The following is a 10,193-nucleotide window of genomic DNA, read 5'->3' on the forward strand; positions in this document are numbered from 1 at the left end:
TTCTCAACCGCCCGCGGTTAAGAAGTACTCACGGGCCGCAGGCATGAGAACGTCATGTCGCGCAGCACTTTCCGGGTGCGCGACGGGGTGGCGGGGTCGGCGCTGTGCGGGGTCGAGTTGATGAGCCCGAACGTGGCGTGCGCCTTGGTGCGGGCATCCGTCTCGTCCAGCGACGAATCCACCTGCAGAAGCACCTTCACCCAGATCTCCACGTAACGCCGCTGCGTCAGCCGGACCTCCCGGCGCGCGTCGGCGGGCAGGCTCTCCAGGTCTCGGTCCTGGATGCGAATGAGGTCGGGTTCCCCGAGTGCGAAGTCGAGATGGAAATCGATCAGACCTTCCAGCGCCGCGTCCGGGGATGTTGCCTCCGCGGCGACGAGCGACCCGCCTTCGAACAGCCGGGTGCTGATCCCGACGAGCAGTTCGACGAGGACGGCGTCCTTGTTGGGGAAGTGCCGGTACACGGCGGGGCCGCTGATTCCCGCCGCGGAGCCGAGGTCCTCGAGGCGGACTCCGAGGAAGCCCCGTTCGGCGATGAGGCGGGCGGCGGCGTCGAGCAGCTGGCGGCGGCGATCCGCCTTCATCTGCTCGCGGCGCGTGATCGGGGCACCGTCGATGGTCGGGGTCGTCGCTTCGGTGTCGTCGACGTCTGCAGTCATCGCCTTGCTCTTTCCGGGGTGCGGTCTGGACAACTCAGTTAATCACAGTTATCTTAGTTTCAGTTATCGAGCATTAACTCACTCGGCACGGGCGTCAAGAAAAGAAGGCGGCAGGATGGCACTGGGCGGAATCACTGCACGGGAGGGCTACCGGGCAGAGCACACGAAATTGGTCGACGAGCTGAAGTCGCGGCTGGCCGTGGCCGCGCTCGGCGGCAGCGAGAAGTCGCGCGAGCGGCACGTGAGCCGAGGCAAGCTGCTGCCCCGCGATCGGGTGGACACGCTGCTCGATCCCGGCAGCCCGTTCCTGGAGATCTCGCCGCTGGCGGCGAACGGCCTGTACGACGACGAGTGCCCCGGTGCGGGCGTCATCGCCGGCATCGGCCGGGTGTCCGGCCGGGAATGCGTGATCGTCGCCAACGACGCGACCGTCAAGGGCGGCACCTACTACCCGATGACGGTGAAGAAGCACCTGCGGGCGCAGGAGATCGCGCTGCAGAACCAGCTTCCCTGCATCTACCTCGTCGACTCCGGCGGCGCGTTCCTGCCCAGGCAGGACGAGGTGTTCCCCGACCGCGAGCACTTCGGGCGCATCTTCTACAACCAGGCCACGATGAGCGCGCAGGGTATCCCGCAGATCGCGGCGGTCCTCGGCTCCTGCACCGCGGGCGGCGCCTACGTGCCAGCGATGAGCGACGAGGCGGTCATCGTCCGCAACCAGGGCACCATCTTCCTGGGCGGCCCGCCGCTGGTGAAGGCGGCGACCGGTGAGGTCGTGACGGCCGAGGAACTCGGCGGCGGCGACCTGCATTCGAAGGTTTCCGGTGTCACCGACCACCTCGCGGAGGACGACCAGGACGCGTTGCGGATCGTGCGGAACATCGTCGCGACCCTCGGCCCGCGCGCCGAGCGTCCGTGGGACGTGATCAGCGCCGTCCCTGCGACGGCGCCGCAGACCGACCTGTACGACGTGGTCCCCACCGACCCGCGCACCCCCTACGACGTCCACGAGGTCATCGACCGCATCGTCGACGGCAGTGAATTCCAGGAGTTCAAGGCCGAGTACGGCAAGACCCTGGTCACCGGTTTCGCGCACATCGAGGGCCACCCGGTCGGCATTATCGCCAACAACGGTGTGCTGTTCGCCGAGTCCGCGATGAAGGGTGCGCATTTCATCGAGCTGTGCGACAAGCGCAAGATTCCGCTGCTGTTCCTGCAGAACATCGCCGGTTTCATGGTCGGTCGCGACTACGAGGCCGGCGGCATCGCCAAGCACGGCGCGAAGATGGTGACCGCGGTGGCGTGTGCGCGGGTGCCGAAACTGACCGTCGTGATCGGCGGCTCCTACGGGGCGGGCAACTACTCGATGTGCGGGCGGGCGTACTCGCCGCGGTTCCTGTGGATGTGGCCGAACGCCCGGATCTCCGTGATGGGCGGGGAGCAGGCGGCGTCGGTGCTCTCGACGGTGCGCAGCGAACAACTCGACAGCGCGGGCAACCCCTGGTCGGCCGAGGACGAGGAGGCGTTCAAGGCGCCGATCCGCGAGCAGTACGAGGCGCAGGGCAACCCGTACTACTCGACCGCGCGGCTGTGGGACGACGGCATCATCGACCCCGCCGATACCAGAACTGTTCTCGGACTGGCGCTCTCGGTGTGTGCGAACGCACCGGTCGAGCCGGTCTCCTACGGCGTTTTCCGGATGTGAGTGGAATGACTGAAATGACTCGGATCGATACCGTCCTGGTGGCCAACCGCGGCGAGATCGCGGTGCGCGTGATCCGCACGCTGCGGGCCATGGGCATCCGTTCCGTCGCCGTCTTCAGCGAGGCGGACCGGGACGCGCGGCACGTCCGCGAGGCCGACACCGCGGTGCTGCTCGGCCCGGCCGCGGCGCGGGAGAGTTACCTCGTCATCGAGAAGGTGATCGAGGCGGCCCGCGCCACCGGCGCGCAGGGCATCCATCCCGGGTACGGGTTCCTGTCGGAGAACTCCAAGTTCGCCGGCGCGTGCGCGGATGCGGGGATCGCGTTCCTCGGCCCGTCCGCTCACGCCATCGAGGTGATGGGCGACAAGATCACCGCCAAGAACGCGGTGGCGAAGTTCGACGTTCCGGTCGTCCCCGGCATCGCCCGGCCCGGCCTGTCCGACGACGAACTGATCGCGGCCGCAGGCGACATCGGATACCCGGTGCTCGTCAAACCCTCGGCGGGCGGCGGCGGCAAGGGCATGCGCCTGGTGGAGGAGCCGGGCGCGCTGGCCGAGGCGCTGCGCAGCGCGCGGCGTGAGGCGGCGTCGGCGTTCGGCGACGACACCCTGTTCCTCGAGCGATTCGTGCTGCGCCCCCGGCACATCGAGGTGCAGATCCTCGCGGACGGGCACGGCAACGTCGTCCACCTCGGGGAGCGCGAATGCAGTCTGCAGCGCAGGCACCAGAAGGTCATCGAGGAGGCGCCGTCGCCGCTGCTGGACGAGGCGACCCGCGCCCGGATCGGCGAGGCCGCCTGCAACACCGCGCGCAGCGTCGACTACTCCGGTGCGGGAACGGTCGAGTTCATCGTCTCCGCCGACAAGCCTGACGAGTTCTTCTTCATGGAGATGAACACCCGGTTGCAGGTCGAGCACCCGGTCACCGAACTCGTGACGGGCCTCGACCTCGTCGAGTGGCAGGTGCGGGTCGCCGCCGGTGAGCCGCTCGGGTTCACCCAGGACGACGTCACCCTCACCGGTCACGCCATCGAAGCCCGCGTCTACGCCGAGGACCCGAGCCGCGGCTTCCTGCCCACCGGTGGACTCGTCGCCGACGTGGTCGAACCCGCAGGCCCCGGTGTCCGCGTCGATTCCGGGTTGCAGCCGGGCACGGTGGTGGGCAGCGATTACGACCCGATGCTGGCGAAGGTCATCGCCCATGCCGACGACCGCGCCGCCGCGCTGCGGAAACTGGACCGCGCCCTGGCCGGCACGGGTGTGCTGGGAGTGGTCACCAACATCGAGTTCGCGCGCTTCCTGCTCGCCGACCCGGACGTGGTGGCGGGCGATCTCGACACCGGTCTGCTCGATCGGCGGCTCGAGGACTTCGTCGCCGCGGAGGCCACCGACGGCGCCCTGATCGCCGCCGCGGCGTTCCGGTGGTTGCAGCGCTGGCCCGTGGGGGCGCAGGCCGACCCGTGGGACGTTCCGAGCGGCTGGCGGGTCGGGACGCCCGCACCCACCAGCATCCGGTTGTCCTCGCCCACCCGCACCGACCACGTGCGAATCACGGGCAGCCCGTCCGAGGCCACCGCACAGGTCGAGGACGGCGACACCCTGTCGCTGACCGCGGCGCTCGACGGGTCCACGCTCTCGGTGGTGATCGACGGCAGGCGCGAGACCTACCGGGTCGCCCAGACCGACGGGCACATCTGGCTCGCCGGGTCCGACGGCACGACGATGCTGCGTGAGGTCCGCGAACTCAGTGTCCGCACCGGCGACGTCCACGCCGGCGAGGCGGAGATCACCAGCCCCATGCCCGGATCCGTCATCGCCGTCGGCGCCGAAGCCGGCGCCCACGTCACCGCCGGCCAGAGCCTCGTCGTGGTCGAGGCGATGAAGATGGAACATTCGCTCACCGCGCCCGTCGACGGCGTCGTCGACATCCTCGTCGTGCCCGGTGACCAGGTGATGGTCGACCAACTGCTCGCCCGAGTCACCCCGCACACCGACCCCACCGACACGAAAGAAGACGCGTCATGACCGAATTCCTTGCCACCGGCCAGCTTCCGGACGAGTACCAGCAGTTGGCGAAGACCGTCGCAGACTTCGCCAAGAACGTGGTGGCACCGGTCGCGGCGGAACACGACGCCAACCACTCCTTCCCGTACGAGGTGGTGTCGGGGATGGCCGACATGGGCCTGTTCGGCCTGCCGTTCCCCGAGGAGTACGGCGGAATGGGCGGCGACTACTTCGCCCTGTGCCTGGCGCTCGAAGAACTCGGCAAGGTCGACCAGAGTGTCGCGATCACCCTGGAAGCCGGCGTGTCGCTGGGTGCGATGCCGATCTACCGGTTCGGCAACGAGGAGCAGAAGCAGGAGTGGCTGCCGCAGCTGACGAGCGGCAAGAGCCTGGCCGCGTTCGGGCTCACCGAGCCGGGTGCCGGAAGCGACGCGGGCGGCACGAAGACCACCGCGAAGTTCGACAGCGGTGAATGGATCATCAACGGCAACAAGCAGTTCATCACCAACTCCGGAACCGACATCACCAAGCTCGTCACCGTCACCGCGGTGACCGGGACGAAGGACGGCAAGAAGGAGATCTCCACCATCCTCGTGCCGACGTCGACACCCGGCTTCACCGCCGAACCGGCGTACAACAAGGTCGGCTGGAACGCCTCCGACACCCACCCGCTCACGTTCGCGGACGTGCGCGTCCCGGAGGAGAACCTCCTCGGCGAGCGCGGTCGCGGGTACGCGAACTTCCTGCGGATCCTCGACGAGGGGCGCATCGCCATCGCCGCGCTCAGCGTCGGCGCCGCCCAGGGATGCGTCGACGAGTCGGTCAAGTACGCCAAGGAACGGGAGGCGTTCGGGCGGCCGATCGGGCACAACCAGGCCATCGCCTTCAAGATCGCCCGCATGGAGGCGCGCGCCCACACCGCGCGCACGGCGTACTACGACGCCGCCGCCCGGATGCTGTCCGGCAAGCCGTTCAAGAAGCAGGCCGCCATCGCCAAGCTCGTCGCCTCCGAGGCGGCGATGGACAACGCCCGCGACGCCACCCAGATCCACGGCGGCTACGGGTTCATGAACGAGTACACCGTGGCGCGGCACTACCGCGACAGCAAGATCCTGGAGATCGGCGAGGGCACCACCGAGGTGCAGTTGATGCTGATCGCGCGGGAGGCAGGCCTGTGACCGCTACGACTGAACCGAGGCGAATCGTCCAGCGGGGCCTGTGGTTCGAGGAGTTCGAGCTGGGCGCGGTGTACGAGCACCGCCCCGGCCGGACCGTCACCGAGGCCGACAACGTCCTGTTCACGACCCAGACGATGAACACCCAGGCCCTGCACCTGGACGCGGCGTACAGCGAGGGCACCCAGTTCGGCGAGCGCCTCGTCAACTCGATGTTCACCCTCTCCACACTGGTCGGACTGTCGGTGGCGCAGCTGACGCAGGGGACCATCGTCGCGAACCTGGGGTTCTCGGAGATCAGTTTCCCGAAGCCGCTGTTCCACGGGGACACGCTGTACGCGGAGACGAAGATCGCGGACAAACGCGAATCGAAGAGCCGTCCCGGCGAGGGCATCGTCACGCTCGAGCACACCGGCCGCAACCAGAACGGCGACGTGGTGGCGATCGCGGTCCGCAAGACCCTCGTCCAGAAGAAGCCGTCGTGAGCTGGGAACTGCCCGGTCCCGCCTGGTTGTTCTGCCCGGCGGACCGGCCCGAACGGTACGCGAAGGCGGCCGCGGCGGCCGACGTCGTGATCCTCGACCTCGAGGACGGGGTGGCGGCCTGCGACAAGGAAGCGGCCCGGGTCGCCCTCATCGACACCCCGCTCGATCCCGATCGCACCGTCGTGCGGGTCAACCCGGTCGGCACCGAAGACCACGAACGCGACCTGCTGGCGCTCGACGGCACCCGCTACACCCGGCTCATGCTCGCCAAGTGCGAGTCGGCCGACCAGGTGCTGTCGCTGGCTCCGCGCGAGGTGATCGCCCTGGTCGAGTCGCCGCTCGGTGCGCTCGCGGTCACCGAGATCGCGTTGGCGGCCAGCACCATCGGTGTGATGTGGGGGGCCGAAGACCTCGTCGCCGCGATGGGCGGCAACTCCAGCCGCCGCGACGACGGCAGCTACCGCGACGTCGCCACCCAGGTGCGGTCGTCGACGCTGCTGGCTGCCAAGGGTTATCACCGGCTCGCGCTGGACTCCGTCTATCTCGACATCAAGGACCTGGGTGGGCTCCGCGCCGAAGCACTCGATGCCGTCGCCGTCGGATTCGACGTCAAGGTCGCCATCCACCCGAGTCAGGTCGCGGTGATCCGCGAGGCGTATGCGCCGTCCGAAGAGGACGTCGACTGGGCGACGCGGGTTCTCGCCGCCGTCGCCGATCAGCGCGGGGTGTTCGCGTTCGAGGGAAAGATGGTGGACGCGCCGGTCCTGCGTCACGCCGAGGCGATCCTGCGCCGCTCACAGGTCGGTTCGGCGCGGGACACGCCGGCCTGAGGTCGGCGGTAGGCGGCGAAAGAGCGCGGAACGGCCGCGCTCTCGGGGAAGATGGTGCCCATGGCTGCCGATCCGCAATGGGTTCCCACCGAAGCCGACGTGCGCGACGCGGTGATCACCGATTTCGCCGCGTTCGTCGCGCGGCGCCACAGTGTCACGGTCGACGACTACCGGTCGCTGTGGCGCTGGTCGGTGGCGGCGCCGGGGGAGTTCTGGCAGGGCGTGTGGGACTACTTCGAGTTCCGGTCCGCCACCGACCCCGGGCCCGCCCTCGCCGACGCCGCGATGCCGGGCGCCGTCTGGTTTCCGGGGGCCACGCTCAACTATGTCGACCACGTCTTCCGGAATGCCCGCCCCGGCTGTCCGGCGATCCTGTACGCGGGTGAGGGCTGCGCCGACGTCTCGATCGGGTGGGACGAGTTGCGGTCCGCGGTGGCGGGACTCGCCGCGACGCTTCGCGAGCACGGGGTCGGGGTCGGGGATCGCGTGGTCGGCTACCTTCCGAACATCCCCGAGGCCGTGGTCGCATTCCTCGCCACGGCGTCGCTCGGCGCCGTGTGGGCGGCGTGCGGGCAGGACTACTCCGCGCCGGCCGCGCTCGATCGGCTGGGTCAACTGGAGCCGGCAGCGCTGATCACCGCGGACGGGTACCGGTTCGGGGGCAAGGAGCACGACCGTCTGGGGGCGGTGGCCGAGCTGCGCGCCGGGTTGTCGCCGGCCCTCACCGTGGTGGTGCCCCACCTCGATGCGGACGCCGCCGTCGACGGCGGCGTCACCTGGGCGGAGGCCACCGCCGGGGGCCGCGCACTCGAGCCCGTTCCCGTCCCGTTCGACCACCCGTTGTGGGTGGTGTTCTCCTCGGGGACCACCGGCCTGCCGAAGGGCATCGTGCACGGTCACGGAGGTGTTCTCCTCGAACACGTGAAGTCGCTGGCGCTCCAGCTCGACATCGGCCGCGAGGACAAATTTTTCTGGTACACCAGTCCCAGTTGGATGATGTGGAACTTCCAGACGGCGGGCCTGCTGGTGGGAGCCACGATCGTCTGTTACGACGGAAGCCCGTCGCATCCGACTCCGGATGCGTTGTGGGCCTTGGTGTCACGACTGGGTGTCACGGTGGCCGGCACCAGTCCCGGCTACGTTCTCGCGTGCGACAAGGCGGGGGTGATCCCCGTCCGCGACCACGATCTGAGCGCGCTGCGCACGGTGGGAGTCACCGGATCGACGCTGCCTGCGGCGTCGTCGCTGTGGCTGTCGGAGAACGTCGGTCGCCGCGTTCCCGTCGTGTCGATCACCGGTGGGACCGACGTGGTGTCGGCGTTCATCGGGGGAGCGCGCACCGTCCCGGTCTGGCCTGGCGAGCTGTCCGCCCCCTGCCTCGGGGTCGCCGTCGAGGCGTTCGACGAGTCGGGCCGGCCGGTGCGAGACGAGGTGGGCGAACTCGTCGTCACCGCGCCGATGCCGTCCATGCCGGTGTCGTTCTGGAACGATCCGGACGGAAAGCGTTACCGCGAAGCTTATTTCGAAGTGTTCCCCGGAGTGTGGCGGCACGGTGACTGGATCACGATCACCGATCGCGGGACCGTCCTCATGCACGGAAGGTCCGATTCCACGTTGAACCGCAATGGAATCCGGATGGGTAGCGCCGACATCTACCAGGTGGTGGAGAAGCTCCCGGAGGTTGCCGAGGCGCTCGTCGTCGGGGTCGACCAGGCGGACGGCGGATACTGGATGCCGCTGTTCGTGGTCCTCTCGGAGGGTGCGGAACTCGACGACGCGCTGAAGCAGCGGATCCGCGGAGCTATCCGGGAGCAGGCATCGCCGCGGCACGTGCCCGACGACATCATCGAGGCGCCGGGCATCCCGCACACCCGCACCGGCAAGAAACTCGAGGTGCCGCTCAAGCGAATCTTCCAGGGTGCGGACGCGGGGCGGACGGTGGACCGCAGTGCCGTCGACGACCCCGGCCTGCTCGACTGGTTCGCGCGGCACGGACGCTGAGCAGCGACTCCGCCGATCTCAGTGTCGTTGGGCGCCAACGATTAGGTTAGTCTTACCTTTGTTACTGGCTGCGAGAGATCGACCTGCCGACGGCCGGGTATCCGCGAATGTGAGATATCTCCCGCCCGCCTCCGATTGGTCGCGCCGCAGCAAATGCGACTAATCGGACACCCGGGGTGCAGCGTTTCGGGAGCGCGTTCCAGATGCTGGGATGCGGCCGCGATCTCGCTGGGTCGCCCGTCCTCGCCGCGGTAGTGCCTGCGCTTCTCCGTGGCAGGTCAGCGGGCGATCTGCCCCGACCTGGATGCGCACAGCGCAGTGGTCGGGCGTCCAGTATTCCGCTCGATATGGACGGGCGACGGACCTGGTCGGTTATTCCCCGCGCGCAACCTCGGGTGCTCGTCGTTTTGAGACCTGCTCGGGGCTTTGGTAGACACGGTGGTTGGCAAAAACTGCGGTCACGGGGGGCAGTGGGTGTTCAACGCCGCGGTCGATCACCTGATCGGCTGCACCGTGCATGGAGGACAGTCGGGAGGCGGAACATGAAACTGGATACGACAGTTGTACACCTAGCGAAATTCCGACTCTCGGTACGGTATCCGCGTTCCGGTTGGACACGGCGCCCGGAATGTGGTTCTGCCTGTTGAATATGAGCGCGTCGAAGATCGAATTCAGGCCTGGTTCTGGAAGTATCGAGGGTTGGGTACGTCACAGCAGCGCCGGTAACGGTACTGGATCTGACACCGATGTAATTCCCGGCGTTGCCGCGGAACCGTACGAACCGAAAATGTCACCACCGAGCGAGAGGAGGCCGAAGCGATGATCGCGACGATGTTTCGTTCCTTCACCAGGGCCGTAGACTCGGCTCTCGACTCGGAGGATGACGAGCACCGATTGGGTGGCCGCTTGTTGGATCGATGAGAGAACGGAGCCACGTATGAACCCGCTCACCGCAAGTAGGTCGGGATGTAAGGGCCTTGGAGTGTTCGGCGTCGCAGGCAATCGGGTTTCGGACGATCGTCTGACATCGACTCCGAGTGTGGTGGAACTCTTCGATCAGCGCAGGTCCTCCCGCGCTCGGCACGTCCCTGTTCCGCGAGATGCTTCGAACCGGCAAGGCCCGTTCATGTGATGGCGTTCATCGGAAGACCGGCCCACGGCGCAGTCCGTGGGACCGAGAGCTACGAATCACCAAAGACACAGGCGGCAGTCGCCACGCGTTCGAGAACGGAGTAACCCTTGGGGTCGGGACATGCAGCGGGTAGTAGCGGTGCTCCGGAAGGAGCGTTTCCGCTGTCGGCCGCGCAGCGTGGCATCTGGTTCGCGCAACACGCG

At 68.1% G+C, this 10,193-nt stretch carries 7 protein-coding genes; 6 read left to right on the plus strand and 1 reads right to left on the minus strand.

Annotated elements, in window-relative coordinates:
- Positions 1–17: 17 nt before the first annotated feature.
- The gene (locus JWS14_RS33220; RefSeq protein ID WP_072945633.1) at positions 18–659 is read right to left on the minus strand and encodes an SACE_7040 family transcriptional regulator; all 642 of its coding nucleotides are present in this window, start codon (positions 657–659) and stop codon (positions 18–20) included.
- Positions 660–774: 115 nt separating this feature from the next.
- Here JWS14_RS33220 and JWS14_RS33225 point away from each other — a divergent pair, with 115 nt between their 5' ends.
- The 6 genes from JWS14_RS33225 to JWS14_RS33250 are packed head-to-tail and all read left to right on the plus strand — an operon-like array spanning position 775 to position 8,858.
- A complete protein-coding gene (locus JWS14_RS33225; RefSeq protein WP_206015171.1) occupies positions 775–2,364 on the plus strand; it encodes a carboxyl transferase domain-containing protein in 1,590 nt (529 codons plus the stop codon).
- A 14-nt stretch (positions 2,365–2,378) separates the two neighbouring features.
- Positions 2,379–4,388: an acetyl/propionyl/methylcrotonyl-CoA carboxylase subunit alpha gene (locus JWS14_RS33230; RefSeq protein WP_072945637.1), complete on the plus strand. Its 2,010-nt coding sequence runs from the start codon at positions 2,379–2,381 to the stop codon at positions 4,386–4,388.
- A complete protein-coding gene (locus JWS14_RS33235; RefSeq protein WP_206015172.1) occupies positions 4,385–5,545 on the plus strand; it encodes an acyl-CoA dehydrogenase family protein in 1,161 nt (386 codons plus the stop codon). The genes JWS14_RS33230 and JWS14_RS33235 overlap by 4 nt, the downstream gene beginning before the upstream one ends.
- Positions 5,542–6,027, plus strand: coding sequence for a MaoC family dehydratase (locus tag JWS14_RS33240; protein WP_206015173.1), 486 nt, complete (start codon positions 5,542–5,544; stop codon positions 6,025–6,027). Before JWS14_RS33235 ends, JWS14_RS33240 begins: the two co-directional genes overlap by 4 nt.
- Positions 6,024–6,857 (plus strand): HpcH/HpaI aldolase/citrate lyase family protein, encoded by an 834-nt coding sequence (locus tag JWS14_RS33245; protein ID WP_206015174.1) that lies wholly within the window; start codon positions 6,024–6,026, stop codon positions 6,855–6,857. Before JWS14_RS33240 ends, JWS14_RS33245 begins: the two co-directional genes overlap by 4 nt.
- A 60-nt stretch (positions 6,858–6,917) precedes the next feature.
- Entirely contained in the window at positions 6,918–8,858 is a 1,941-nt protein-coding gene (locus JWS14_RS33250) for an acetoacetate--CoA ligase (protein ID WP_072945645.1), read from the plus strand.
- The last annotated feature ends 1,335 nt before the right edge of the window (positions 8,859–10,193 follow it).

This window comes from Rhodococcus koreensis (assembly GCF_017068375.1).
Lineage (GTDB): Bacteria > Actinomycetota > Actinomycetes > Mycobacteriales > Mycobacteriaceae > Rhodococcus_F > Rhodococcus_F koreensis.

Excerpts from the sequence above, each read along its gene's own strand:
- JWS14_RS33220 (WP_072945633.1), bottom strand. The coding sequence starts at position 659 with ATGACTGCAGACGTCGACGACACCGAAGCGACGACCCCGACCATCGAC.
- JWS14_RS33230 (WP_072945637.1), top strand. The coding sequence starts at position 2,379 with ATGACTCGGATCGATACCGTCCTGGTGGCCAACCGCGGCGAGATCGCG.
- JWS14_RS33235 (WP_206015172.1), top strand. The coding sequence starts at position 4,385 with ATGACCGAATTCCTTGCCACCGGCCAGCTTCCGGACGAGTACCAGCAG.
- JWS14_RS33250 (WP_072945645.1), top strand. The coding sequence starts at position 6,918 with ATGGCTGCCGATCCGCAATGGGTTCCCACCGAAGCCGACGTGCGCGAC.
- JWS14_RS33225 (WP_206015171.1), top strand. The coding sequence starts at position 775 with ATGGCACTGGGCGGAATCACTGCACGGGAGGGCTACCGGGCAGAGCAC.